21 protein-coding genes and 2 pseudogenes are annotated in these 26,244 nt (G+C 68.7%); 13 read left to right on the forward strand and 10 right to left on the reverse strand.

The annotated features are described in order from the left end of the window. Positions 1 to 7 precede the first annotated feature (7 nt). From ACT54R_RS15685 to ACT54R_RS15700, 4 genes are read left to right on the forward strand one after another with little or no spacing between them, the layout of a single operon-like run. Positions 8 to 790 (forward strand): VOC family protein, encoded by a 783-nt coding sequence (locus tag ACT54R_RS15685; RefSeq protein ID WP_476327761.1) that lies wholly within the window; start codon positions 8 to 10, stop codon positions 788 to 790. Next, positions 787 to 2,325 carry a class I adenylate-forming enzyme family protein gene (locus tag ACT54R_RS15690; RefSeq protein ID WP_476327763.1) on the forward strand — a complete coding sequence of 513 codons (1,539 nt, stop codon included), beginning with the start codon at positions 787 to 789 and terminating at the stop codon, positions 2,323 to 2,325. Before ACT54R_RS15685 ends, ACT54R_RS15690 begins: the two co-directional genes overlap by 4 nt. Then, positions 2,322 to 3,404: a PLP-dependent cysteine synthase family protein gene (locus ACT54R_RS15695; RefSeq protein WP_476327765.1), complete on the forward strand. Its 1,083-nt coding sequence runs from the start codon at positions 2,322 to 2,324 to the stop codon at positions 3,402 to 3,404. Before ACT54R_RS15690 ends, ACT54R_RS15695 begins: the two co-directional genes overlap by 4 nt. Before the next feature lie 25 nt (positions 3,405 to 3,429). After that, entirely contained in the window at positions 3,430 to 5,055 is a 1,626-nt protein-coding gene (locus ACT54R_RS15700) for a gamma-glutamyltransferase family protein (RefSeq protein ID WP_476327767.1), read from the forward strand. 319 nt (positions 5,056 to 5,374) lie between these two features. On the opposite strand, the gene rhmD is transcribed toward ACT54R_RS15700, so the two are convergent. From rhmD to ACT54R_RS15720, 4 genes are all read right to left on the reverse strand, one after another. After that, the gene (rhmD, locus tag ACT54R_RS15705) at positions 5,375 to 6,559 is read right to left on the reverse strand and encodes an L-rhamnonate dehydratase (RefSeq protein ID WP_476327769.1); all 1,185 of its coding nucleotides are present in this window, start codon (positions 6,557 to 6,559) and stop codon (positions 5,375 to 5,377) included. A 64-nt stretch (positions 6,560 to 6,623) separates the two neighbouring features. After that, the gene (locus tag ACT54R_RS15710) at positions 6,624 to 7,934 is read right to left on the reverse strand and encodes an MFS transporter (protein ID WP_476327771.1); all 1,311 of its coding nucleotides are present in this window, start codon (positions 7,932 to 7,934) and stop codon (positions 6,624 to 6,626) included. Between the two features lie 136 nt (positions 7,935 to 8,070). Further along, a complete protein-coding gene (locus tag ACT54R_RS15715) occupies positions 8,071 to 8,823 on the reverse strand; it encodes an SDR family NAD(P)-dependent oxidoreductase (protein WP_476327773.1) in 753 nt (250 codons plus the stop codon). Positions 8,824 to 8,834: 11 nt separating this feature from the next. Beyond that, positions 8,835 to 9,677 carry a fumarylacetoacetate hydrolase family protein gene (locus ACT54R_RS15720; protein WP_476327775.1) on the reverse strand — a complete coding sequence of 281 codons (843 nt, stop codon included), beginning with the start codon at positions 9,675 to 9,677 and terminating at the stop codon, positions 8,835 to 8,837. 136 nt (positions 9,678 to 9,813) lie between these two features. Here ACT54R_RS15720 and ACT54R_RS15725 point away from each other — a divergent pair, with 136 nt between their 5' ends. After that, positions 9,814 to 10,848 carry a LysR family transcriptional regulator gene (locus ACT54R_RS15725; RefSeq protein WP_476327777.1) on the forward strand — a complete coding sequence of 345 codons (1,035 nt, stop codon included), beginning with the start codon at positions 9,814 to 9,816 and terminating at the stop codon, positions 10,846 to 10,848. A gap of 79 nt (positions 10,849 to 10,927) precedes the next feature. Here ACT54R_RS15725 and ACT54R_RS15730 read toward each other — a convergent pair whose 3' ends face one another. Next, positions 10,928 to 11,917 (reverse strand): GntR family transcriptional regulator, encoded by a 990-nt coding sequence (locus tag ACT54R_RS15730; protein ID WP_476327779.1) that lies wholly within the window; start codon positions 11,915 to 11,917, stop codon positions 10,928 to 10,930. A 170-nt stretch (positions 11,918 to 12,087) separates the two neighbouring features. Between ACT54R_RS15730 and ACT54R_RS15735 the strand changes: the two are divergent. The 5 genes and pseudogenes from ACT54R_RS15735 to ACT54R_RS15755 form a co-directional block, all read left to right on the forward strand. Next, a pseudogene (locus tag ACT54R_RS15735) lies at positions 12,088 to 13,215 on the forward strand (alpha-hydroxy acid oxidase); the annotation flags it as partial. 123 nt (positions 13,216 to 13,338) lie between these two features. Then, entirely contained in the window at positions 13,339 to 14,085 is a 747-nt protein-coding gene (locus ACT54R_RS15740; RefSeq protein WP_476329199.1) for an acetoacetate decarboxylase family protein, read from the forward strand. 36 nt (positions 14,086 to 14,121) lie between these two features. Continuing rightward, on the forward strand, positions 14,122 to 15,384 hold the full coding sequence (locus ACT54R_RS15745) for an ABC transporter substrate-binding protein (protein WP_476327781.1): 1,263 nt from the start codon (positions 14,122 to 14,124) through the stop codon (positions 15,382 to 15,384). Beyond that, positions 15,381 to 16,118 (forward strand): SDR family NAD(P)-dependent oxidoreductase, encoded by a 738-nt coding sequence (locus ACT54R_RS15750; protein ID WP_476327783.1) that lies wholly within the window; start codon positions 15,381 to 15,383, stop codon positions 16,116 to 16,118. Before ACT54R_RS15745 ends, ACT54R_RS15750 begins: the two co-directional genes overlap by 4 nt. Positions 16,119 to 16,155: 37 nt before the next feature. After that, positions 16,156 to 17,001: a fumarylacetoacetate hydrolase family protein gene (locus ACT54R_RS15755; RefSeq protein WP_476327785.1), complete on the forward strand. Its 846-nt coding sequence runs from the start codon at positions 16,156 to 16,158 to the stop codon at positions 16,999 to 17,001. A gap of 231 nt (positions 17,002 to 17,232) precedes the next feature. Here ACT54R_RS15755 and ACT54R_RS15760 read toward each other — a convergent pair. The 5 genes and pseudogenes from ACT54R_RS15760 to ACT54R_RS15780 all read right to left on the reverse strand — a co-directional run bounded on the left by ACT54R_RS15760 (position 17,233) and on the right by ACT54R_RS15780 (position 23,252). Beyond that, positions 17,233 to 18,037, reverse strand: a pseudogene (locus tag ACT54R_RS15760) (SDR family NAD(P)-dependent oxidoreductase). Positions 18,038 to 18,114: 77 nt separating this feature from the next. After that, a complete protein-coding gene (locus tag ACT54R_RS15765) occupies positions 18,115 to 19,365 on the reverse strand; it encodes an MFS transporter (protein WP_476327787.1) in 1,251 nt (416 codons plus the stop codon). A gap of 74 nt (positions 19,366 to 19,439) precedes the next feature. Continuing rightward, on the reverse strand, positions 19,440 to 20,408 hold the full coding sequence (locus ACT54R_RS15770) for a GlxA family transcriptional regulator (RefSeq protein ID WP_476327789.1): 969 nt from the start codon (positions 20,406 to 20,408) through the stop codon (positions 19,440 to 19,442). 155 nt (positions 20,409 to 20,563) lie between these two features. Then, positions 20,564 to 22,801 carry a xanthine dehydrogenase family protein molybdopterin-binding subunit gene (locus tag ACT54R_RS15775; RefSeq protein ID WP_476327791.1) on the reverse strand — a complete coding sequence of 746 codons (2,238 nt, stop codon included), beginning with the start codon at positions 22,799 to 22,801 and terminating at the stop codon, positions 20,564 to 20,566. A 4-nt stretch (positions 22,802 to 22,805) separates the two neighbouring features. Next, positions 22,806 to 23,252 carry a (2Fe-2S)-binding protein gene (locus tag ACT54R_RS15780; RefSeq protein WP_476327793.1) on the reverse strand — a complete coding sequence of 149 codons (447 nt, stop codon included), beginning with the start codon at positions 23,250 to 23,252 and terminating at the stop codon, positions 22,806 to 22,808. 165 nt (positions 23,253 to 23,417) lie between these two features. On the opposite strand from ACT54R_RS15780, the gene ACT54R_RS15785 reads away from it, so the two are divergent. The 3 genes from ACT54R_RS15785 (at position 23,418) to ACT54R_RS15795 (ending at position 26,183) form a co-directional block, all read left to right on the forward strand. Beyond that, positions 23,418 to 23,819 carry a MarR family winged helix-turn-helix transcriptional regulator gene (locus ACT54R_RS15785; protein ID WP_476327795.1) on the forward strand — a complete coding sequence of 134 codons (402 nt, stop codon included), beginning with the start codon at positions 23,418 to 23,420 and terminating at the stop codon, positions 23,817 to 23,819. A gap of 107 nt (positions 23,820 to 23,926) precedes the next feature. After that, the gene (locus tag ACT54R_RS15790) at positions 23,927 to 24,955 is read left to right on the forward strand and encodes an aldo/keto reductase (protein ID WP_476327797.1); all 1,029 of its coding nucleotides are present in this window, start codon (positions 23,927 to 23,929) and stop codon (positions 24,953 to 24,955) included. A gap of 46 nt (positions 24,956 to 25,001) precedes the next feature. Further along, positions 25,002 to 26,183: a thiolase family protein gene (locus tag ACT54R_RS15795; protein WP_476327799.1), complete on the forward strand. Its 1,182-nt coding sequence runs from the start codon at positions 25,002 to 25,004 to the stop codon at positions 26,181 to 26,183. Positions 26,184 to 26,244: the final 61 nt, after the last annotated feature.

A 26,244-nucleotide genomic window follows, 5' to 3' on the forward strand; every position in this document is an offset into this window, starting at 1 on the left:
GGCGCCCGTGGCCGCGCTCGACCATGTGGTGATCAACACCCTCAAGTCCATGGACGCGGCCGCGGACCTCTTTGCGGCGCTGGGCTTCACGCTCACGCCGCGGGGGTACCATTCGCTCGGGTCCATCAACCATCTGATGATGACGCCCGGCGCCTATCTGGAGCTGGTGGGGGTGCCGGACACCGGCCGCCAGCGCCAGGAGGTGCTGGACAGCCCCTTCGGCCTCAACGGCCTTGTGCTGCGCACCTTCGATGCCGACGCCACCCGCGACCGCCTCGCGGCCTCGGGCTTCGCCCCGACCGGTCCGGTGGCCTTCTCCCGCCCGGTGGATCTGGCCGGCGTGGAGCACGATGCCCGCTTCCGCACCGTGCGCCTGCCGCCGGAGACATTTCCGGCCGGGCGCGTCTATTTCTGCGAGCACCTGACGCCGGAGCTGGTCTGGCGGGATGAGTGGATGAGCCATCCCAACGGCTTCTGCGCCATCGACGCCTTCACCATCGCCTCACCCGATCCGGAAGCCGAAGCCCGCCGCCTCGCGAGCGCCTTCGACAGCACGGCCGAGCCGGATGGCGATGGCTGGCGCGTGCCGCTGGAGGATGCCGACGTGCTGGCGGTGCCGGGCGAGAAGGCCGCCTGCCGCACGACGACGCTGCGCTTCTCATCCCTCGACGACATCGCGGCCCGCGCCAACGCGCTGAGCGACGCCCGTTGGGAGGCGCTTGGCCCCGACGCGGGGCGCCTCACCCTGCCCGCCTTTGACCTGAACCTGACCTGCAGGAGCAGCCGATGAGCTTGCCCGCGAACCTCGGGGATTTCGTCTGCCGCACCACCGCGCCGGACCATCCCCTGTTCATCGGCCTCGACTTCGACGGCAGAACCACCGTGCTCACCCGCGCCGCCTTCGACGCCCTCGCGGATGCCGTGGCGCGGGGTCTTCTCAAGCATGGCCTCGTGCGCGGCGACCGCGTCGCCATCCTCGCCGCGAACCGGCCGGATTATGTGGCGGTGGTGATGGGCGCCATGCGCGCCGGCATCGTGCCGGTGCCGGTGAATTTCAAATTCCCCGCCGCCACCATCGCCGACGTGATCGCCGATTGCGGTGCGCGCCTCGTGGTCCATGACGGCGAGCGCCGCGCGCTGCTGCCCGCCGAGGCGCCCGAGGGCGTCGCCTTCGTGGATTTCGACGGCACGGGGCCGGGCACGCTCGCCGCTTTGCTCGATCCCGGCGCGTTCGAGCCGGTGGTGCCCGCCCCCGACGAGCCGGCGCTCAGCCTCTACACCTCCGGCTCCACCGGGCGGCCGAAGGGCGTGCTGCTCTCCCACGCCGCGCACCGCTGGGTCGCGGACACCCGCCGCGCCGAGATCGACCTCTCCCGCGAGCGCATGCTGATCGCCGCGCCGCTCTACCACATGAACGCGCTGGCGCTGGCCTTCCTCGCCTGCGCGGCCGGAAGCACGGCGGTGCTGCTGCCCCAGTTCCGCGCGGTGCCCTATATCGAGGCCATCGCCAGCCACGGCTGCACCTTCCTCACCGCCGTGCCGCCCATGATCGCCATGATGCTGCGGGAGAAAGCGGCGCTGGCTGAGGCCGACCTTTCTGGCGTGCGCCTGCTGCGCATGGGCTCGGCACCGGTGACAGATTCGCTTGCCCAGCAAATCCGCCAGCTTCTGCCCAACGCCGCCATCATCAACGCCTACGGCACCACGGAAGGCGGGCCCATCGTGTTCTCCGGCCATCCGGACGGGCGGCCCGTGCCCATGGGCTCGGTGGGCTATCCCCATCCGCAGGTCTCGGTGCGCCTCGTGGGGCCGGAGGCGCCGGAGAGCGGGGAGCTGGAGATGAAGAGCCCGGCCGTGATGCTCGGCTATCACAAACGCCCGGACGTGCGCTCGCCCCTCACGGCGGACGGCTTCTACCGCACCGGCGACGTGTTCCGCCGCGACACGGACGGCTTCTATTATTTCCTCGGCCGCACCGACGACATGTTCGTCTGCGGCGGCGAGAACATCTTCCCCGGCGAGGTGGAGGCGGTGCTCGACAAGCACCCGCAGGTGCTCCAGTCCTGCGTCGTGCCGGTGCCGGACGAGATCAAGGGCGAGAAGCCCGTGGCGTTCGTGGTGCGCCGGCCGGGCGCCGACATCGGCGAGGAGGCGCTGAAGCAGTTCATGCTCGCCAACGCCCCCGCCTACCAGCATCCGCGCCGCGTCTGGTTCCTGGAGCAGATGCCGCTCGCCACCACCAACAAGATCGATCGCAGCGCGCTCAAGCGTCGCGCAATGGCCGAGATGAACCCGACCGAAGTCAGCGCGGGGAGCCCCGCATGAACATCATCGCCCCGCCCCGCGCGGTGCCGGACCAGGCGTGGGTGGCCGAGGCCATCGCCCGCATCGAGGCGGACATCAACCGCTCGGCAGACACCCACCTCATCCGCATCCCGCTGCCGCGCGTGCCGGGCATCGCGCTCTATCTGAAGGACGAATCGAGCCACCCCACCGGCAGCCTCAAGCACCGGCTGGCGCGCTCGCTTTTCCTCTATGCCCTGTGCAACGGCTGGATCGGGCCGGACACGACCATCATCGAATCCTCCTCCGGCTCCACCGCCATCTCGGAAGCCTATTTCGCCCGGCTCCTCGGCCTGCGCTTCATCGCGGTGATGCCCCGGCGGACCTCGGCGGAGAAGGTGGCGGCCATCGCCTTCGAGGGCGGCGAGCCCTACCTCATCGACGGCTGGAACACCTCGGAAGAAGCGCGCCGGCTCGCCGAGGAGCTGGACGGCCATTACATGGACCAGTTCACCTTCGCCGAGCGTGCCACGGACTGGCGCGGCAACAACAACATCGCCGAGAGCATCTTCTCGCAGATGGCCTGGGAGCCGCACCCGATTCCCGACTGGGTGGTGTGCAGCGCGGGCACGGGCGGCACGGCGGCGACCATCGGGCGCTTCATCCGCTACCGCAAGTTCCCCACCCGCTTGTGCGTGGCGGACCCGGAAGCCTCCGTCTTCCACCGCCACTATGCCGACCGCTCCGTGATGCAGGTGGATGCCTGCAAGAGCGTCATCGAGGGCATCGGGCGCACCGTGGTGGAGCCCTCCTTCATCCCCTCGGTGGTGGACCGCATGGCGGTGATTTCCGACGCGGCGAGCATCGCGGCCGCCCGGCGAATCAGCGCCGTGATCGGCCGCGCCTGCGGCGGCTCCACCGGCACCAACATCTCCGCCTGCGTGGACCTCATCGAGGAGATGGCGGCGGAGGGGAAAGGAGGGTCCATCGTGACCCTGCTGTGCGATTCCGGCGCGCGCTACCGCTCCACCCTGTATGACGATGCCTGGCTCGCCGAGCACGGCATCGATCTGACGCCCCATATCGCGCGGCTCGATGCCGTGTTTGGCCCCGAGCGCTGAAATTCCCTCTTTCCGGGACTGCACCATGACTGCGTCGTTCGATTGGTCCGCCGGCTATCCCTCGCGGCGCCTGCCCGTGTTCGGCAACAATGTGGTCTCCACCTCCCATCCGCGGGCGGCGCAGGCGGGGCTTTCCATGATCGCGCGGGGCGGCAACGCGGTGGACGCCGCCATCGCCGCCGCCGCCGTCATGGCCATCGTGGAGCCGTGCAGCAACGGCCTCGGCTCGGACGCCTTCTGCATCCTGTGGGACGGCAAGGGCCTGCACGGCCTCAACGCCTCGGGCTTCTCGCCCGCCGCCTGGACGCCGGACTACTTCCGCGCCAAGTATGGTGCCGACGCCAAGACCCTGCCCCAGCGCGGCTGGGACGCGGTGACGGTGCCCGGCGCGGTGGCGAGCTGGGTGGCGCTCTCGGAGCGCTTCGGCAAACTGCCGTTCGCGGACCTGCTCGAACCCGCCATCGCCATCGCGGAGCGCGGCTTCCTCGTCTCCACCAATGTGCAGCACAAATGGGCCGCCGCCGCGACCCTGCCTCAGCTCACCAGCCAGCCCGGCTTCAAGGAGGTGTTCCTGCCCAAGGGGCGCGCGCCCTTCGTGGGCGAGCATGTGACCATGCCGGGCGCCGCCCGCGCGCTGCGGCTGATCGGCGAGACCAGGGGCGAGGCCTTCTATCGCGGCGAGATCGCCGAGGCGCTGGAGGCCAACGCGAAGGCCAATGGCGGCGCCCTCACCGCCGCCGACATGGCCGCCTACGCGCCGGACTGGGTGACGCCCGTGGCGCAGGACTATCGCGGCTACACCGTCCACGAGATCCCGCCCAACGGGCAGGGCATCACCGCGCTGATGGCGCTGGGCATCCTCTCCCATTTCGATCTTTCGGGGATGCATGTGGACGGGGTGGAGGCGCAGCACCTCCAGATCGAGGCCATCAAGCTCGCCTTCGCCGACGTCTATCGCTACGTGGCGGACCCGAGGGCCATGGAGATCAGCCCGGCGGACATGCTGGACCCAGCCTATCTCGCCGACCGCGCCCGCCTCATCGATCCGCGCCGCGCACAGCGTTTCGCGCCGGGCAATCCGGTGCGGGGCGGCACCATCTATCTCACGGCGGCGGATGCATCGGGCATGATGGTTAGCTTCATCCAGAGCAACTACCAGGGCTTCGGCTCGGGCGTGGTGCTGCCGGAATGGGGCGTGTCGCTGCAGAACCGCGGCTTCGGCTTCAGCCTGAACCCGGAGCGCGCCAACGTGGTGGCGCCCCGCAAGCGGCCGTTCCAGACCATCATTCCAGGCTTCCTGACCAAGGACGGCCAGCCGGTGATGAGCTTCGGCGTGATGGGCGGCAACATGCAGCCGCAGGGCCATGTGCAGACGCTGGTGCGGATGCTCGACTTCGCCCAGAACCCCCAGGCCGCCTGTGACGCACCGCGCTGGCGCTTCGACGAGGGCCTCTCCATCAACCTCGAGCCCGGCAACACGCCGGAGTTGCTGGATGGCCTCGCCGCGCTCGGTCACGAAGTGGCCGTGCTCAACGACACCTATCAGGATTTCGGCGCCGGCCAGTTCATCTGGCGCATGGGCGATCCGGCCGTGGAAGGCTACGCGGCGGCCAGCGATCCGCGCCGGGATGGTCAGGCGGCGGTGAGCTGAAGGGCGGCGGCGGCGCCTTCATCACGCGATCCTACCCGGCGGTCGGGCTCGCCGACGCCAGAAGAGCACCGGACGCAAAGGTGCCCTTAGCAGCGGGCGTCGATCCAGCGGCGAAGGCAGAGGCGGAGAAGGATGCGCTCGGCCGCTGGCCCTGGCGCTTCGAGATCACCGCGCAGAGAAGACCCATCGCCCTCCACCCCGTCTCGAGCGGATTCCAGACCGAAACGCGCTCGGGCTCCCGGAACGGATGGGAAGGACGCCCAATAGAAAGGGCCGGCGCACGCGGCGCCGACCAGGCTGGGAAGAAACGGAACGCCGCTCAGTTGCCGTAAGGGCGGTGCAGCTCGACCTCGGGGTTGAGGCGCACGCCGAAGCCCGGCTTGTCGAGGGCGGAGGCCTTCATGCGGCCGTTCACCGGCACCGGCTCGTCCAGCAGCAGCGGGCTGAACGCGGGGCGGACCTCGTCCGCATTGGGCGCGCTCATGATGATCTCGGTGAACGGGCTGTTATGGCGCGTGATCACGAAATGGTAGCTGTAGACGCCCGAGCCGTGGGGCACCATGAGCTTGCCGTGGGCATCCGCCAGCGCCGAGATCTTGATGAGCTCGGTGATGCCGCCGCACCAGTTCACGTCGGGCTGGATGATGTCGCAGCAATCCATCTCCAGCAGCATGCGGAAGCCCCAGCGGGTGGCCTCGTGCTCGCCGGTGGTCACCAGCATGCCCTTGGGCACGTTGCGCTTGAGGTCCGCATAGCCCCAGTAGTCATCGGGAGAGAGGCATTCCTCGATCCACTTCAGGCCGAATTCCTGCGCCTTCTGGGCGAGGCGGATCGAATAGTTGAGATCGAGGCTCATCCAGCAGTCGTACATGAGCCAGAAGTCGTCGCCGACCTTGGCGCGCATGTCGGCCAGCTTCTCGATGTTCTTCTTCAGGCCCTCGTCGCCCTCCGCCGGGCCGTGCAGCAGGGGCAGCTTGCCGCCGATGAAGCCCATCTCCTTGGCCAGGTCCGGCCGCGCGCCGGTGGCGTAGAACTGCAGCTCATCGCGGACAGGGCCGCCGAGCAGCGCATGCACCGGCTCGCCGCGCAGCTTGCCGAGCAGGTCCCACAAAGCGATGTCCACGCCCGAGATGGTGTTCACCACCACGCCCTTGCGGCCGTAGAACTGGGTGGAGAAATACATCTGGTCCCAGATCTTCTCGATCTCGGTGACCTGCCGGCCGATGAGGAAGCGCGAGAGGTGCTTCTCCACGATGAAGGCGCCGATCTCGCCCGCGGTGGTCACGCCGAGGCCGACGGTGCCGTCGGAGGCCTCCACCTCCACCACCAGCGTGCCGAGCACGTTGATGCCGAAGGAGCGGCGGCTCTGCCGGTATTCCTCGTAGCGCGCCATGGGGGTGGCGATGTGGTCGTCGATCCAGTGATAGCCCTGGGTGTCGTGGTAGTCGGCGCCGCCGCCGCGCACGGTATAGGCGCGGACCGCCTTGATGGTCGGCATGGCCATGGTCTTGTCTCCTCTTCGCCCCGCGTCCGGCGCGGGGCGTCAGTTGGTCGAAATCAGGCTCGCATCACGCGCGGCGCGTGGCCGGCGCGACGGGAAGGGTCCGGGACTGGCCGATGGCGAGGATCAGCAGCGCGCCGATGAGCGTCGTCCCGGCGAGGAGGTAGAGGCCCGCCGCCGACGAGGCGAAGGTCGCCTCCGCCCAGGTCTTCACGTTGGGCGCCACGAAGCCGCCCAGCGCGCCGAGGGAGTTGATGAGGGCGATGCCGCCCGCCGCCGCCACGCCGCCGAGATAGTCGGTGGGGAAGGTCCAGAAGATGGGCTGCACCGAGATGAAGCCCGCCGCCGCGAAGCAGAGCGCGATCAGCGCCAGCGCCGGCGAGGTGGTAGCGACGGACGCCGCGATGCCGAGACCGGAGACGGCGAGGATCGCCGCCGCATAGCCCCGCCGGTTGCCCGAGGCGTCCGCCATGCGGGGCAGCACATAGGCGGCCACCAGCGCGCACACCCACGGGATAGCCGAGACGAAGCCCACCTGGAGGCCCACCTTGGTGCCGAGCAGGTTCGCCACCTGCGTCGGCAGGTAGAAGACCACGCCGTAGACGCTCATCTGGATGAGGAAATAGATGAGCGCGAAGTGCAGCACCTTCATGTTGCGCATGGCGGAGAGGAGATGCGCGGGACCGTGCGTGGTCTTGTGGCTGTCCTCGGCGGCGAGCACGCGCGTCAGCTCGTCCTTCTCGGCGGAATTGAGCCACTTGGCGTCGGCCGGCTTGTTGTCGAGGTAGAAATAGGCCCACACGCCCACCACGGTGGCGAGCAGCCCTTCCACCATGAACATCCACTGCCAGCCGTGCAGTCCGCCGAGGCCGTGCCAGTCCAGCAGCAGCCCGGAGAGCGGCGAGCCGAAGATGAAGGCGAGCGGCGCGCCGAAATAGAACAGGCCCATGGCCCGCCCGCGAGCGAACGACGGGAACCACAGGGTGAGATAGAGGATCACGCCCGGGAAGAAGCCGGCTTCCGCCGCGCCCAGCAGCACGCGCAGCACGTAGAAGGTGAATTCGTTGTGCGCGAACATCATGGCGGCCGAGATGAGGCCCCAGGTGACCATGATGCGCGCCATCCAGATGCGCGCGCCCACCTTGTGCATGATGATGTTGGAGGGCACCTCGAACAGCGCGTAGCTCAGGAAGAAGATGGAGGCGCCGAGCGCGAAGGCGGCATCCGAGATGCCGGTGTCCGCCTGGAACGCCTTCTTGGCGAAGCCCACGTTCGCCCGGTCGAGGAAGGCGAGCACGTACATGAGCAAAAGGAACGGCAGGAGCCGCTTGGTGACCTTGGAAATCGTCGCCTGAAGCGACTCGGACGGGGCGGGCATGAGCCTCTCCTTTTGGAAACGTTGCCTCCGGCCGTCTCGGGGTCATTCCCGGACGGCTCTTTTTTTGGCGCGCCCGGTCGGCCGGGAGGCGCGGGGAGACGGCGGCTTTGGGCCGCCAGCACGTCTTGCGATGCGCTCAGTAAACGGCCCGGCCGCCGGAGATGTCGAAAACCGCTCCGGTGGAGAAGGCGCAGTCTTCCGACGACAGCCAGGTTATGAGCGCAGCCGCCTCGTCCACTTCCAGGAAGCGGCCCATTGGGATCTTCGACAGCATGAAGTCGATGTGCTCCTGCTTCATCTGGTTGAAGATCTCGGTGCGCGCGGCGGCGGGGGTGATGCAGTTCACCAGCACGTTGGACTGCGCCAGTTCCTTGCCCAGCGACTTGGTGAGGCCGATGAGGCCGGCCTTCGACGCGGAATAATGGGAGGCGTTGGGGTTGCCTTCCTTGCCGGCGATGGAGGCGACGTTGACGATGCGTCCCCAGCCGTTCGCCAGCAGGTGCGGCACCACCGCCTTGGAGGTGAGGAAGGGGCCGACCAGATTCACGTCGATCACCCGCCGCCACACGTCGGTGGCCAGCTCCCACGTCTTGCCGTTGCCGCCGGTGATGCCGGCATTGTTGACGAGGATGTCGATCTTGCCGTGCTTCGCCGCGACGCTGGCAGCGGCGGCGGTGACGGAGGCTTCGTCGGTCAGTTCCACCGTCTCGGTGGAGACCGTCCCGAGCTTGCCGAGTTCAGCCGCGGCCTCCGCGAGGCGGGCGGCGTCGATGTCCCAGAGCGAGACCTCGGCGCCGGATGCGAGCATGCGCTGGGCGGTGGCATAGCCGATGCCGCGCGCGCCGCCGGTGATGATGGCCACGCGGCCCTTGAGATCGATATTGGTCATGGCGCTGTTCCTCAGCCCTGCACGGTGGTCTGGCGCTGCTCGCCGAGGCCCTGGATGGCGAGGCGCATGGTCTGGCCCGGCGTGAGATAGAGCGGGGGCCTCTGCCCGAGGCCGACGCCAGGCGGGGTGCCGGTGGAGATCACATCGCCCGGCTGCAGGCTCATGAACTGGCTGATGTAGCTCACGAGGTGTGCGACGCCGAAGATCATGGTGCGGGTGGAGCCGTCCTGGAAGCGCTTGCCGTCCACCTCCAGCCACATGTGGAGATCCTGCGGGTCGGCCACCTCGTCGGCGGTCACGAGCCACGGGCCCATGGGGCCGAAGGTGTCGCAGCCCTTGCCCTTGTCCCACTGGCCGCCGCGCTCGATCTGGAATTCGCGCTCGGACACATCGTTGATCACGCAGTAGCCGGCGACATGGGAGAGGGCGTCCTCTTCGCTCACGTATTTGGCCGGCTTGCCGATGACGATGCCCAGCTCCACTTCCCAATCGGTCTTCTTCGAGCCGCGGGGAATTTCCACGTCGTCATTGGGGCCAACGATGGAGCTGGTGGCCTTCATGAACAGGACCGGCTCGGACGGCACGGGCAGACCGCTCTCGGCCGCATGATCGGAATAGTTGAGGCCGACGCAGACGAGCTTGCCCACCGACCCGACGCAGGCGCCGATGCGTGGATTGCCTTCCACCAGCGGCAGGCTAGCTGGGTCGATGGCCTTCAGGCGATCGAGGCTTTCGGGAAGGAGGGCGGCTCCGGCGATGTCCGGGACGATGCCGGTGAGGTCGCGCAGGCGGCCTTCCGCATCGATGAGGCCGGGGCGCTCCTGCCCCGCCGCGCCATGGCGAACGAGCTTCATATGTTTCCTCCCATCGGTCCGCCGTTCGTCCGTTATGGGCCGGACCGGTTCGAGCCAATTCGGGCGGACGCTAGCCGACTGCGCGATAACGGGATAATGAGAAAATCTGTTCAGCCAATTCCATCAGGTTATCGCGATGCGCGACCTCGGACCTGCCGCCCTTCTCTCGCGCCTGCGCTTCAAGCAATTGCGCCTCGTGGACGTTCTTGGACGCACGGGAAATCTCCGCCGCACGGCGGCGGAGCTGAACATGACGCAGCCGGCCGCCACCAAGATCCTCCAGGATCTTGAGGACACGCTTGGGGTGAAGCTGTTCGAGCGCACGCCGCGCGCGATGCTCGCTACGGAGATCGGCACCCATGTGGTGGACTATGCCCGCCGGGCGCTGACAGACGGCGAACGCTTCGCCGGTGCCCTCGCCAATCTCAAGCGCGGCGGATATGGCGCGCTGGCGCTCGGGGCCATCATGGCAACCGCGTCCGACCTTCTGCCCCGCGCCATCGCCGAACTGAAGCGCCAGCGGCCGCTCATGACCATCCAGGTGCTCGCCACCACCTCGGACCAGTTGATCGCAGCGCTCGGACGGGGCGAGCTGGATCTCGTCATAGGTCGGCTGCCCACCAGCGAGGACCGGGCGAAGTTCGATTTCGAGCCGCTGTCCATGGAGGATCTGTGGGCGTTCGCGGCGGCTTCGCATCCGCTGGCCGGGCGGCCCCATCTCGACCTCGCCGACATGGGCGATCTGCCCTGGGTGCTCCAGCCAGCCCCCAGCCCCATGCGGCGGCTCATCGACACCGCGTTTGCCGCTGCTGGCCTCAGGACGCTCGACAATCTCGTGGAGACCTCCTCCATCTTCGCCACGCTCAATCTGGTGCGGCACGCGGGCATGGTTTCCATGCTGCCGAGCACCATCGTTGCGCAGGAAGTTGCGAGCGGCGGGTTCGTCCGCCTGCCGCTGGAGGTGAAGGGGGAGCTGGAGCCCTACGGCATCGTCACGCGAAAGGGCGTGATGATGACGCCGAACGCGGCCGAATTCCTCGCCATCCTGAAGGTGCTCGTCGCGGGGAAGGAGCGGGAGGGCACAAATGCCAGTGGCGCAGGTCGCATACCTCGGCCTCGGGCTCATCTCCTTTCCCGTCAGCGTAACCCCAGCAAGAATGACTGCACGTGAACCTCCACGCGCTCAGTAAGACCTGGGTGCCACGGACCAGCATTGGATGGACGCCAACGAGGCACGGCCGCCCGGCCCTTCAGTCGGCCACGGTCTGCAGATAGGACGGGACGGGGATCGGCTTACCCTTGGCGGTGATCTCGAAGCGGCCGAGCCAGCGCTCGACAGCGTCCCTGAGATGGGATTCGAGCGCCTTCGCGGCCTGTTCCGGCTGGGCATCCAGCAGCAAATCGATGATCCCGATGTGCTCGTCCAGGGCCGCCACGATCAGCCGGATGGGGATCCCCAGGAATGGATCGAAGAGGTGACGGGTGGGGCCGAACAGCAGGTGCGTGCGCTTCAGGGCGCGCATGATCTCCGGGTTCTCGCAATAGCCGAGCAGCGTGATGTGGAGGTCGGTTTCCGCCTCATCGAAGCGCGTGCTGCTGATGGGCGTCTGGGCGCGGGTGGCGAGGATGCGGGCGCGCATGTCCGCGAGCACGGCGGCAGGCACGTGAGAGGCCGCCTGGCGCAGGGCAGCCGGCTCCAGTAGGCAGCGCAGTTCGTAGAGATGGCGGATGCGATCCGGCGTCATCTGCTCGGCGATCCAGTGGCCAGCGTGATCCTTGGCGATGAGGCCGACGCCGTGCATTCGAGCCAGCAGATCCCGCGTCACCGTCCGACTGACGCCGAAATGCTCCGCCAAGCGCAGTTCGTTCAGCCGCACCGAGCCGAACAGGGTGCGTACGAACAATTCCTGCTCGACCTCCTGATACATGCGCTCCCACTGCCGGGGTGCCGACACGTCCACTGGATCGAGCACCGCGGTGTCGGAGGCTTCGCCGCCGGGAACCCGGTAGCCGCGCCCTTCGAGCGGCTCCACCACGCCATCCTCGCGCAGCCGCTCCAGCGCCTGGCGCGCCGGCGACCGGCTGATGCCGAAAGCGCGGACCACCTCCGCCTCCAGCAGGCGCTCGCCGGGACGGATCTGGCCGGCGGCGATCATCTCGCGGAGCTGGAGATAGGTCCGATCCTGGAGGGAGCCGCCCGCCGCGGCATCAGCGTCCTTGCCGGTTCTTGCGTCCCCCATGGCCTGCTCCGTTCCTCCGGGCCCTGCGCGGCATAGCCCGCGCCTATCGGCAGCGACGATCCGTTGCAAGAGGCCCGCGCCCTTGACAGGGACCGTCTCATCGCATCTAACATAAAACGTACTTTGAATCCAAAGTACGTTTTTGGCCGCACCTCAGGACAGCCAGAGTGATCTTCCCGAACGCGCCCATCACCTGCGTCGAGGACCTCCGCCGCCTGGCCGCGCGCCGGGTGCCGCGCATGTTCTACGACTACGTGGATTGCGGCTCCTGGACCGGTGCGACCTATCGGGCGAATGAAGAAGACCTTGCCGCCATTCGCCTGCGCCAGCGCGTCGGCATCGACATCTCCCGGCGCAATCTCTCCAGCCGCATGCTGGGCGAGGAGGTCGCGATGCCGGTGGCGCTCGCCCCCACCGGTCTTGCCGGGATGCAGTGGGCGGACGGGGAGATCCTCGCCGCGCGCGCCGCCGAGCGCTTCGGCGTCCCCTTCACCCTGTCCACCGTCAGCGTTTGCTCCATCGAGGATGTGGCCGCCCACACCTCGCGCCCCTTCTGGTTCCAGCTCTATCTGATGAAGGATCGCGTCTTCATGGAGCGGCTGGTCGCCCGCGCCCGCGATGCCGGCTGCTCGGCGCTGGTGCTCACCATGGATTTGCCGGTGCAGGGCCAGCGCCACCTCGACATCAGGAACGGGCTCTCGACCCCGCCGCGCCCCACGCTGCGCAATCTCGTCAACCTCGCCACCAAGCCGCGCTGGTGCCTGAACATGGCGCGGACCGAGCGGCGCACCTTCCGCAACATCGTGGGCCACGTGGATGGGGTGAGCGATGCCTCCTCCCTCGCCCACTGGGTGTCCGAGCAATTCGACCAGACCCTCAGCTGGGAGCATGTGCGGTGGCTGCGGCGCATCTGGGACCGCAAGCTCATCGTGAAGGGCATCATGGACCCGGAGGATGCCCGCGCCGCCGCCCGCGCGGGGGCGGATGCCATCGTCGTGTCCAACCACGGCGGTCGCCAGCTGGACGGGGCGCCCTCCAGCATTTCCGCCCTGCCGGCCATCGCCGAGGCGGTGGGGGCGCGCACCGAGGTGCTGTTCGACGGCGGCGTCCGCTCCGGACAGGATGTGCTGAAGGCGCTGGCGCTGGGCGCCAGCGGCGTGCTCATCGGCCGGGCGTTCCTCTATGGCCTCGGGGCCATGGGCGAGGCGGGGGTGACGCGCTGCCTCGAACTCATCCGCCGGGAACTCGACCTCACCATGGCGCTCTGCGGCATCACGGACATCGCCGACGCCGGGCGCGCATTGATGGACGCGCCGCTTTTCGCGAACCCGCCGCGCGCCTGGCGGCACCCGTCTGACCGACATGCCCCGCACGCCGGGGCCCGCGACCACAGGAGACGACCGATGTTCGGCAAGTATCAGATGCACCCCGGCAGCGGGGTCAACCCGCCTTATTCCCCGGCCTATCCGGTGGAGTGGGAATGCGCGCTGCGCACGCTGGAGGTGATGACCCGCGTCGATCCCGCGAAAACGCGGGCGCTGCTCGCGGACACGCCGTTCGAGCTGGTGAACGACCGCGTCGCCTTCCGCTTCATGGCCTCGCCGGGACACACTCTGTCTCTCCATCAGGGCCGCATGTTCGACCTGATGGTGACGGTGGCGGTCCGCTATGAGGATCTGTTCACCCAGACGCACATCTACATGTACTGCTCCGACCCCATGGGCATCGCGGCCGGCCGCGAGCTGTTCGGCTACACCAAGAAAGACTGCACCTATCGCTTCGACGAGGCCGAGAGCGGCGCCATTGAAAGCGCGGTGATCCGGCGCGGCGTGCCGCTCGCGGAGGTGTCGTTCACGCCCGATCCGCAAGCTCCCATCGTGCGCCTCGTGGACGGCGCGGAGCAGCCCGGTGGCGAGATCCATGTGCGCCGTCTGCCGCACCCCGAGCGGCTGGAGACGGCCTATGCCGATGTCGTCTACCGCCGCACGCCGATTGCCTATTCCGCGCCTGTCGCCGGCCGCGCGGTCATGAACCTGCACGAAAGCGCCTTCGATCCGCTGACCGAGCTGGAGCCGGAAGTCCTCTCCGCGCAGTTCATGGTCTCCGACGTGTACGGCGGCGGTTTCGCGGTGGAGGACCGTCGTCTGCTCAAGCGGCTCATTCCCTGAGCCGCCCCCAGAACAAGAACGAAGGGAGGATTATCCATGACCCGCAAAACAGACGAGACCATCGCCCGGCTCCGGCGCCCGCCAACGCTCTCCCGCCGAGCCATGGTGGCCGCCGGCGCGCTGATGCTGGCAATGCCGGGGCTCGCCGCCGCGCAGGACCAGAAGACGATCAAGATCGGCGTGCTCACCGACATGTCCAGCCTCTATGCGGACGTGACCGGCAAGGGCTCGGTGGTCGCGACCCAGATGGCGGTCGAGGACTTCAACGCGGCCGGCAAGCCTCTGAAGGTCGAGGTGATCGCCGCCGACCACCAGAACAAGGCCGATGTCGCCGCCGGCATCGCCCGCAAGTGGTTCGACACCGAGGGTGTCGACATGATCGTGGACGTGCCGAACTCGGCCGTCGCGCTCGCCGTGGCCGCCATCGCCCGCGAGAAGAACAAGGTAATGATCGCCTCCGGTCCCTCCTCCTCGGACCTCACCGGAAAGGCCTGTTCGCCCAATACCGTGCACTGGACCTACGACACCTATGCCCTCGCCACCGGCGCCGCCACCGCGGTGGTGGAATCCGGCGGCAAGAACTGGTTCACGCTCACCGCCGACTACGCCTTCGGCCATGCCATGGAGCAGGACGTCCGCAACGTGGTCGCCCGCACCGGCGGCAAGGTGATCGGTGGCGTCCGTGCCCCGCTGAACACGCAGGATTTCTCATCCTTCCTGTTGCAGGCGCAGGCGTCCGGCGCGCAGGTGGTCGGCCTCATCAATGCCGGCGGCGACACCATCAATTCCATCAAGCAGGCGGTGGAGTTCGGCATTCCGCAGGGCGGCCAGCGCCTGGTGGCCACCGTGCTCTACGTCACCGACGTGCATTCGCTGGGGCTGAAGGTGGCGCAGGGGCTCCAGTTCACGGAATCCTTCTACTGGGACCTGAACGAGGGCACCCGCGCCTGGACCAAGCGCTTCGCGCCGCGCAACGACGGGCGCTATCCCAGCGCCCTGCACGCCGGGGCCTATGCCTCGACCCTGCACTATCTCAAGGCCGTGTCTGCCGTTGGGGGTGCCACCGACGGCGTGGCGGTGGTGGACAAGATGAAGGCTTTGCCCACCGACGATCCGCTGTTCGGCAAGGGCTCGATCCGTATCGATGGCCGCAAGATCCACCCGATGTTCCTGTTTCAGGTCAAGACGCCAGCCGAGTCCAAGTATCCGTGGGACTACTACACGGTGGTGAAGTCCATTCCGCCGGAGCAGGTGTGGCGTCCGCTGTCGGAAGGCGGCTGTTCGCTGGTCAAGTCGTGAGCGTCGCCCTGGTCACGGGTGGCGGTGGCGGCATCGGGCGCGCCATCGCACTGAAGCTCGCCGCCGCCGGCCACGACGTGGCGGTGATCGACCGCGACGTGGCGCTCGGGGCCGAGACGGCGCGGCTGGTCGAGAAGGCTGGATCCGCCGCCCTCTTTCTCGCTGCCGACGTTTCCTCCCCGTCGGATGTCGCGGCCTTCGTCGCCGAGATTGAGGGGCAGCTCGGCCCCATCGAACTCTTCGCCAATAATGCCGGCATCGAGGGGGCGGTCGCGCCCATCTTCGAGTATCCGGACGATGCCTTCGACGCCGTGATGGCGGTGAATGTGCGGGGCGTGTTCCTCGGGCTCAAGCACGTGCTGGCACGGATGAGGCCGAGAGGAAGGGGGGCTGTCGTCAACACCGCTTCCACCTCCTCCATCCGCGGCCGGCCTGGGCTCGCCGGCTACGTGGCCAGCAAGCACGCCGTGCTCGGCCTCACTCGCGTCGCAGCGCTGGATGTCGCGGGCACGGCCATCCGGGTCAATGCCGTCCTGCCGGGCCCGGTGGAGACGCGGATGATCCATGCGCTGGAAGAGAAGGCCGCCGCTGCCGGCGGCATCCGCCGGGCGGGCACCGCCGCCTATGGCGCGCCGGAGGATGTGGCGGCGGTGGTCGCCTTCCTCCTCTCGCCGGCCGCCGCCCACGTCAACGGTGCCGCCTGGACCATCGATGCCGGCGCCACCGTGCCCTGACCCTGCTCTAAGCCCGTCCCTATCCGAGGAATTCCCCATGAAGCTCTGTCGCTATGGCGCGCCGGGCGCCGAGATGCCAGCGCTCGTCGACCGCGATGGCCGGATGCGCGATCTCTCCGGCGTCTGTGCGGATATCGGCCCGCGCGAACTGTCCGCCGAGGGGCTCGCCTCCCTTGCTGCGATCGATCCCGCCACTCTGCCGGTGGTCGAGGGCCGGCCGCGCCTCGGCGTGCCGTTCACCGGCATGACCAAGTTCATCTGCATCGGCCTGAACTATTCGGACCACGCGGCGGAAGCGGGCATGGCGGTACCGAGCGAGCCCATCATCTTCCTCAAGGCGCCGTCCGCCCTTTCGGGGCCGGACGACCCCATCGTCCAGCCGCCGCTCTCCACGCGGCTCGACTGGGAGGTGGAACTCGGCGTGGTCATCGGCACCACTGCCCGTTACGTGGACGAGGCGCAGGCGCTCGATCACGTCGCCGGCTATTGCGTGGTGAATGACGTGTCGGAGCGCGCCTTCCAGATGCAGTCGTCCCAATGGGACAAGGGCAAGGGCTGCGACACGTTCGGCCCTGTCGGGCCGTTCCTCGTGACCAAAGACGAGGTGCCGGATCCGCAGGACCTCGACATGCGGCTCGACGTGAACGGCCGGCGCATGCAGGCCGGCAACACGCGCACCATGATCTTCGGCGTGCGCGAACTCGTCGCGTATTGCAGCCGCTACATGACGCTCCTGCCCGGCGACATCATCGCCACCGGTACCCCGCCGGGCGTCGGCATGGGGATGAAGCCCGAGCCGGTATGGCTGCGCCCGGGGGACGTAGTGGAACTGGAAATCGCTGGGCTTGGCCGGCAGCGGCAGCAGGTGACCGCCTACAGGTGAGGGGCCGGCCAACCATTGCAAAGCCGATGGTCTGGTCGCCATGTTCCGGCTCAAGCTCGGGATGCGTCCCGCGTTCTCCGCCTGCGGGTTGGCACTACTGTCGGCATCGACAGGGGGAAGTTTCCATCTATTTCCAGGAGCTTGATGGAAGAATTGAGCGCCCTCACCCGGCCCCACTTCACCCGTGGCTGATCCTCACCGGCGTCAAGAACGCAGCGCCGGCACAGGCGTTCAGGCGGCGCGATAGCGCGGCGCCGGGGCGGAGCCGCCCAGGTGCTGCGCCATGGCCCGGCGGGTGGCGTCATAGGCGAGCCATTCACCGCCGTCCTGCAGGGCCGGGATGGTGACGACCTCGCCGGCATGGAGGCCGGCGAGCGCGGCGTCCACCATCTCCTCCGCGGACATCACGATTTCCTTGGGCAGGTTCCCGTGGCCGCCCACGCCGGGGATGTTCCAGAATTCGGTGGCCGTGGCGCCGGGCAATACCGCCTGTACACGCAGGCCACGCGCGCCGAGTTCGTGCTGGAGCGACTGGGTGAGCGCCAGCACATACGCCTTGCTCGCCCCATAGACCCCGTTCAGCACCTCCGGCGCCAGCGCCACGATGGAGGAGATGTTGACAATGGTGCCGCCGCCCCGCGCCACGAAGGCCGGCGCCGCCGCGTAGGTCAGGCGGGTCAGGGCCGTGACGTTGAGGGCGATCATTTCCTCCATGCGCGCGGACGTCGCTGTCGAGCAGCGGCGTCGCGGCGCCGAAGCCGGCATTGTTCACCAGCAGGGAAATACTGGCGTCCTCGCGCAGCAGCGCCTCGATGCGGCGGAGGTCGGCTGCATCGTTCAGATCGGCGGGCACCGTCTTCACCGCGCGTCCGGTGGCGGCCGTGATGCGGGCCGCCACCTCATCCAGCCGCGCCGCGTTGCGGGCGACGAGGATGAGGTCATAGCCGCGGCGCGCCAGCCGCTCCGCATAGATGGCGCCGATGCCGCCGGAGGCGCCGGTGACCAGCGCGATGCTCTTGTTCTGTTCCGTGTTCATGGCCGATCCCCGGTCGTTCGTCATGCGGGGAGACTAGGCGTGAGGCGACATGTCTTGAATGTCAAAGAAGCGGCAAATCAGGACATGAGCGCGCGACGTCGGTCGAGTACAAGGGCGATGATCTCGGACGCGGCGGCGACTGCGCCGATGGCCCAGATGAGACCACCGGCGACAAGGCCCGCGCCCAGCGCCGAGCCGAGGGAAAAGCCCAGGTACATGGTGGAGGTGTTGAGCGCGAGGGCAACGGGCGCCTGCGCCGCCGGCCCGGCCGCGATGAGCCGTGCGAGTTGCGCGGGATAGAAGGACCACACGCTGAAGCCCCATCCCACCACGCCGGCCAGCACTGGCGCGAGGGCGAGCGCGGGGGGAAGCCGAGTCGCCAGCGCGAGCGTCAGGAAGGACAAAGCGAGCACCGCAAGGGAGCCCATCACCACCCGACGCGAGCCGAGCCGATCGTTGAGGCTGCCACCCGCCGAGACGCCTACCGCCGCAGCAAGGCCCCAGGCCGATACGCTGGCACTGATGCCGGCGGGCCCGAAGCCCAGCACCTCGGCGAGATAGGGCGCGATGTAGGGATAGGCGACGAAGGCGCCCACCGACCAGAACAGCGTGACGCCGAGCAGGCCAAGCACTGCCGGCTGGCGCACCACGCCCAGCCGCTCCGACAGGCTCGCCACCGCCACCTGTGCGCCCGCATCGCGCCGGATGCCCAGCAATATGCCAATGATGGCGACGAGCCCCATCCCTGCAACGCCGAGGAACGTGGCGCGCCAGCCGAAGGCGTGCCCCGCCAGCGCGCCAAGGGGCAGCCCGAGGGCGATGGCGAGGGTCATCCCGCCGCTGACGATGGCGAGCGCCCGCCCGCGCTTCACCGGCGCCACGATCACGCCCGCCAGCGCGTTGGCGCCGGGCACATACAGGCCCGAGGCGATAGCCATGGCCATCCGTGCGATGAGCAGCGCTGCGAAGGAGGAGGAGAAAGCCGCCGCGAGGTTCGCGGCCGTGAACAGCCCCATGGCGAGCAGCAGCGCGCTCCGCCGCCCGAGGCCCGCCGTCGCCACCGTGGTTATGGGCGAGGACACGGCCATCATCAGGGTAAACACCACGACCAGGGTCGCGGTGGCCGACAGGCTCATGCCGAGGTCCGCCGCGATGGTCGGCAGGAGCGGCGCGATCATGAAGCCCTCGGTGCCGATGGCGGCCGTCCCCAAAGCGAGGAAAACCGCAGGCATCAGCGACGAACTGGCCGCGAGGGGAACTGCCGGCGCCTTGGCCGGCGCAAAGGCGGCGGAAGCCGCCGGGGTGTCTTCCGAAATGAGATTGGCCATCACGGCCTCCAGACGCATCGTGCGATGGCTGGACCCTAGGCGCGGTCGGTCATGTCTCAAATGACGTGCAAACGTCAATTTCCGCCACGCGCCGTCTCCTCCTTATCGCCCTCGATGTAGCGCAGGCTGCGGCGCAGGCTCTGGGGCGGATGGCCGAAGTGGCGCAGGAAGGCGCGGCGCATGCGGTCGCGGTCGTCGAAGCCGGTGTCGCGGGCCACCACATCCATGGCGTAACGCCCCTCCTCCAGCATGGCCTTCGCCGCCTCGAGGCGCAGCCGTTCCACCGCCTTGGCGGGAGATTCCCCCGTCTCCTCGCGGAACACCCGGCTGAACTGCCGTGGGCTCAGGCTCGCGGCCTCGGCCAGCTCTTCCACGGTGAGCGGGTTGCGCAGGTGCTCCTTGGCATAGGTCAGAGCGCGGCGGACCCGATCGGAGCGCGGCTCCAGCTCCAGGAGCGCGGAAAACTGCGACTGCCCGCCCGGCCGGCGATGATAGACCACCAGCTTGCGGGCGATGGACCGCGCCAGCGCGGCGTCGTGGTCGTCCTCGATCAAAGCGAGGGCGAGATCGATGCCCGCGCTCATGCCGGCGGAGGTCCAGACATTGCCGTCGCGGATGAAGATGCGGTCGTCCTCCACACGGATGGAGGGATAGCGCTCCTGCAGGGCGCGGGCGTGCGCCCAATGAGTGGTCGCGGCCCTGCCCTCCAGCAAGCCGGCCTCGGCGAGGCGGAAGGCTCCGGTGCAGATGCCGGCGACACGACGCGACCGCTCGCCCGCTTGTGCGATGTAGGCGCGCAATGCCTCCGGCGTGGGGCCGGGCACCAGTTCCCCCAGCACCACCAGCGTGTCGGGATAGGCGCCGAGGGGCTGGGTGGTCACCGAGACCCCGAGGGACGAGGAGATGCCCCCGCCCTTTTGCGACATCAGCGTGAGGGAATAGCCCGGCTGCTCCAGCACCGTATTGGCAAGCTCGAAGGCCGAGACCGCAGCGAGCCCCATCATCTGGAACCCATCCTCGACCATGAAGCCGATGTGCCGCATGTCCCGCTCCGATGTCCTGTTTCGCCGCTTAAGGCAATCTGGGACATAGTATCGAGAATGCAAGCCACCCTGCCCCGTCGCAGTGGGCCAGACGGGGCCGATGACCGGAATCGCCGCGTTTTCGTCCGTCTGCGCGGGGTATCAAGCCCCGAGCCTCAGGCGCCGAGCTTGGTCTTTGCCAGCGGCAACGTGCGGATGCGGCGCCCCGTGAGCGCCGCGACCGCGTTCACCACGGCCGGCGGCACGCCGGGCAGGCCCGGCTCGCCGACGCCGCCCATGGGCGCGCCGCTCTCGACGATCTCCACGTTCACCTTCGGCATGTTGGCGCGCGACAGGATGGGATAGTCGTCGAAATTATGCGATTGCCGCACACCATCCGTGTAGGCCAGTTCCTCGAACAAGGTGGCTGAGAGGCCCAGAGCGGCGGCCGATTCGACCTGTGCCTTCACGATGGCCGGATTGACCACGCTGCCGGGATCAAAGGCGATCCACAGCTCGTGCACCTTCACCTCCCCGCCCTCCAGCGACACCTCGGCAATGGTCGCCGTCTCCGATCCGAACGGGGAGGCCATGGCGACGCCCCGCGCGCGCTTGCCGCCCGGCGCCTCGAACGGCCCCCGCTTCCAGCCGCCAGTCATGGCGGCCACCGTCTCCAGGAGCTTCAGGTGGCGAGCCTTCTCCTTCAGCAGCGCGCGGCGCAGCTCGAAGGGGTCCTGCCCGCCGGCCATGGCCATCTCGTCGAAGAAGCCTTCGTAGAAGAAGTCGTTCATGGAGTGTCCCACCGACCGCCAGAAGGCGATGGTGACGGGATGGGCCACCTTGGCGTAGTCCATCCGGCGGTGGGGGATGGCGTAAGGCTTCTCGATGATGCCCTCCACCGCCGAGGGGTCCACCCCGCCATTGGCGCCGAAGCCAAAATAGCGGCCGAGCGGCCCCTCCCCTACCGTGCGTACCTCGATGGCCTGCGGCTTGCCATCCGCCCCGATGGCCGCGCGGAAACGGCTGTAGCTGAGCGGGCGCAGCGCATCCCGCTTGAACTCCTCCTCCCGCGACCACAGCACCTTCACCGGCCGCCCCGTCTCCTTCGCCAGGATGATCGCCTGCGGGAAGGGATTGCCCGGGCCGTACATGAAATGCCGGCCGAAGAAGCCGCCGAGGATGGGCGAATGGAGGATCACCTTCTCGGGCGGCAGGCCGGAGACCTTCGCGGCCACCTGCTGGAACACCTCGGGCATCTGGTTCGGTATCCATAGTTCCAGCGTGCCGGCCGCGTTGAAGCGCGCCATGGAGGAGGCCGGCTCCAGCTGGCCGTGGACCAGGTAGGGGGCGTCGTAGTCGGCCTCGATCACCTTGGCGGCGGTGGCGAAAGCCGCCTCGGCCGTGCCGTCCTGCTCGGCCGGCACGGCAGGCGCCTTGCTCGCCTTCAGGACATCGAGGAAGCCGGCGGAGGAGAAATCCGCCGCCACCGCATCGAACCCCGTCGCTGGCGGGGCGGACCACGAGACCTCGGCCGCCTCCACCGCCTTCCGGGCGCGATACCAGCTGTCCGCCGTAACGGCGACGGCGCCGGGTAGGCGATGGATGCCATGAACGCCCGGCATCGCCTTCAGCGCGGCTTCGTTGGCGATGGCGGTGGGCTCGGTGCCAAGATGCGGGGCGTGCTGGACGGCGGCGTAGAGCATGCCGTCGAGCTTTTGGTCGATGGCATAGACCGCCTTGCCGGTGGACTTCGCCCGCACATCGATGCGCGGCACGGCCTTGCCGAGCCAGCGGAAGGTGGCCGGATCGCGCAGCTTCACCTCGGCCGGCGGATCGAGGGCCAGCGCCTCGCTGGCGAGCGCGCCGTAGGGAATGCGCCGGCCGGTGGCGGCGTGGATCACCTCGCCGTCACGGGTGGTGAGGCTGTCCGCCTTCACGCCCAGACGGGTCGCGGCGACGCGGATCAGCATTTCCCGCGCGCTCGCGCCCAGCCGGCGCATGACGGTGTAGCTGGAGCGGGTAGAGAAGCTTCCGCCGGTCATGCGCAGCCCGTCGATCACCGCATAGTCCGGACCGGGCGGGGCGCACTCCACCGTGAAGCGGGCGGGGTCCACGTCCAGCTCCTCGCCGATGGTCTGGGCGATGCCGGTGCTGATCCCTTGCCCGCCCTCGACGAAGGGGCTCAGGATCTTGAAGCTGTTGTCCGGGCCGATGACGAGGAACGCGGGCACGCGGGTGCCGGGCTTGATGGCGGCCGGCGCCTGCGCCCGGGCTGGCAGCGCCGGCATCAGCACGCCGAGTATCAGCGCGGCGCCGCCGAGGCCGAGCACGCCACGGCGGGACAGGTTGGCGATGCCCTCTGAGGGCATCAGCGGCACGGCGTCAGCCGGTCGGATTTTCGTCAGCGCTTCCATGGCCTCACCCCGCCGCCTGATGGATGGCCGCCGCAATGCGGTTGTAGGTGCCGCACCGGCAGAGATTGGTCATGGCGTCGCGAATGTCGGCGTCGGTGGGCCTCGGCGTCTGCTTGAGAAGTGCGGTCGCCGCCATCACCTGCCCGGACTGGCAGTAGCCGCATTGCGGCACCTGCTGCGCCACCCACGCCTCCACCACCTTCTGGCCAACGGCATCCTCGCCGATGGACTCGATGGTGCGGATGTCGGCGGTGCCGATGCTCTCCAGCGGCATCTGGCAGGAGCGCACGGCCTGCCCGTCCATCAGCACCGTGCAGGCGCCGCACTGGGCAATGCCGCAGCCGTATTTCGTGCCGGTGAGGCCGAGCGTGTCGCGCAGCACCCACAGGAGCGGGGTGTCCGGCTCGGCATCGACCCGGTGGGCCATGCCGTTGACGGTGATGGAGGTCATGCGCTGGTTCCGTGTGAAGGGGGTTCGCCCGAGCCTAGGGCGCCAGGCCGCCCCGCCGCAGGACGAAGACGAGGCGATTCCGGACAAGTTGCCGGCGATGCGCCGGGCCCGGGCCCCGTGCAGCGGAGGATGGACGGCGGTCAGTTACGGGTATATACACGAATTATGGATACCCCCTGCCACTCTGCTCAGCTGCGCCGGGCGACGCGCCGGATCAGCGCTATCTATGACGAGGGTTTCGTCCCACTCGGGATCAACGTCGCGCAGTATTCTCTGCTGCGCACCGTGCGGGACAAGGGCGAGGTCAGCATGACCGAGCTGGGCCGGATGCTCGAGCTCGACCGCTCCACCATCGGCCGGAACGTGCGCGTCCTGTCGAAGCACGGACTGCTGGAGACGCGGCGCGGCAAGGACGACCAGCGCGCGTCCTGCATCGCCCTCACCCCGCAGGGCACCGAACTCCTCAAGACCGCCGCCGTGGCCTGGAACCGGGGCCAGAAGACGATGGAGGAGCGGCTGGGCAAGGAAAGGCTCGAACAACTGCGGGATCTCCTCGCCGCCCTCTGAGGCTGAGGATGAACCTACAAATATATTCGCCTCATACGGGCATATGCCCGTAATTTACGATCGAAGGCGGCCGGACCTTTGCCGCCGCCCCAGAAGGAGTTGACCCGATGAAGTATCGACTGCTCGGCCGCACCGGCCTCAGGGTTTCCGAACTCGCCCTCGGCACCGCCAATTTCGGCGGACGCTGGGGCCATGGCGCGGATACGGACGAGAGCGCCACCATCTTCAACGCCTATGCCGAGGCCGGCGGCAATTTCATCGACACCGCCGACATCTACCAGTTCGGCCAGTCCGAGGAATTCCTGGCGCCCCTGCTGGACGGCCGGCGCGAGGATTTCCTCCTCGCCACCAAGTTCACCAACGGCGCCGCGCCCAACGCCAACCGCCTCGTCACCGGCAACAGCCGAAAGGCCATGGTGGCCTCGCTGGAGGCGAGCCTGAAGCGCCTGAAGACGGACCGCATCGATCTCTACTGGGTGCACCATCCAGATGACGTGACGCCGGCCGAGGAGATCGTGCGCGGCCTCGACGATCTCGCCCGCGCCGGCAAGATCCTCTATGCGGGCCTGTCCAACTTCCCGGCCTGGCGCCTCGCCCGCGCCGTCACGCTGGCGGAACTGACCCGCGCGGTGCCCATCGCCGCCGCGCAGTTCGAATACAGCCTGGTGCGCCGGGAGCCGGAAGGCGACCTATTGCCGGCCTGCGCGGCGCTGGGCCTCGGCGCCGTCACCTGGTCGCCCCTCGGCGGCGGCATGCTCACGGGCAAGTATCGCGGGGGTGAAAAGGGGCGCGCCGAGGCCTTGGGCGGCCGCGTGTTCCAGCCCGAGAATTCCCCCCGGCGCAGCGCCACGCTTGATGCCGTGCTCGCGGTAGCGGCCGAGCAGGGCGCGAGCCCCGATCAGGTGGCCATCGCCTGGGCAAAGCGGGACCGGGCCGGCAGCGCCGGCGCCATCCCCCTCATCGGCCCGCGCTCGCTCGCCCAGCTCACCAGCAATCTCGGTGCCGCCGCGCTGGTGCTGTCGCCCGACCAGATTGCCAGCCTTGATGCGGCCAGCGCGGAGGAAAAGGCCTCCACCGCTCCGGCCGTGGCGCAGACGGCGGGCGACACCGAACGCCCGGCCCTGCCGGTCGCCTGACATTCCCCGATGCCGGCCGCCGCATCGTCCGATTAAGGAGATCCTCATGACCACAGACATCATCATCGCCCATCCGGTGCGTACTGCCATCGGCACCTATAACGGCACGCTGAAGGGCACCCCGGCCACCGAACTCGGCGCCATCGCCGTGCGCGAGACCCTGCGCCGCTCCGGGCTCGATCCCGCCTCCATCGGCAGCGTGGTGATGGGCAACGTCATCCAGGCCGGAAACCGCATGAACCCGGCGCGGCAGGCGGCGATCCATGGCGGCCTGCCGGTGGAGGTGCCCGCCATGACCGTCAACCGCGTCTGCGGCTCCGGCGCGCAGGCGGTCGTCACCGCGGCGCTGGAGATCGCCGCCGGCGTCCACGACGTCGCCATCGCCGGCGGCATGGAGAACATGGACCGTGCGCCCTACCTGATGGATGGCGGGCGCTGGGGTTATCGCATGGGTCCGGCGCAGATCCTCGACAGCATGCTGACCGACGGGCTCGACGACGCGTTCTCCGGCAAGCATTCCGGCTGGCACACGGAAGATCTCGTCGAAAAGCTCCAGATCACCCGCGCCGAGCAGGACGCCTTCGCCGCCCGCTCCCAGCAGCGCTTTGCCGCCGCACAGGCGGACGGCCATTTCGTGGAGGAGATCATTCCGGTGGAGGTGAAGGGCAAGAAGGGGGTCGAATCCTTCTCAACCGATGAGGCGCCCCGCCCCGACACCACGGTGGAGACGCTGGCGAAGCTGCGCCCCGCCTTCCGGCCCGAAGGCACCATCACGGCCGGCAACGCGCCGGGGCTCAACAGCGCGGCCGCCGCCATGATCGTTGCCGAGCGTTCGTTCGCCGAGACGAAGGGCATCGCGCCCCTCGGCCGGCTCGCCGGCTTCGGCATCGCCGGGGTTGAACCGGGCCTGTTCGGCCTCGGCCCGGTGCCGGCCGTGCGCAAGGCGCTGGGGCGCGCCGGCTGGTCCCTCGGCGACATTGAGCGCATCGAGATCAACGAGGCGTTTGCCGCCGTGCCGATCGCCGTCGCGCGCGAACTGGGCCTGCCGGAGGACATCGTGAACGTGGAGGGCGGAGCGGTGGCGCATGGCCATCCCATCGGCGCCACCGGAGCCATCCTCATCACCCGCCTGCTCCACGCCATGCGGCGCGACGGGCTGAAGCGCGGCATGGTCACCCTTTGCATCGGCGGCGGACAGGGCATCGCCCTCGCGCTCGAAGCGATCTGAGGGCCGGGGTGGTCCTCGCCGTCGTGGGCTACCTGTTCATCGACCTACGCTGACCCTGATG

Source organism: Xanthobacter sp. DMC47, assembly GCF_056313845.1.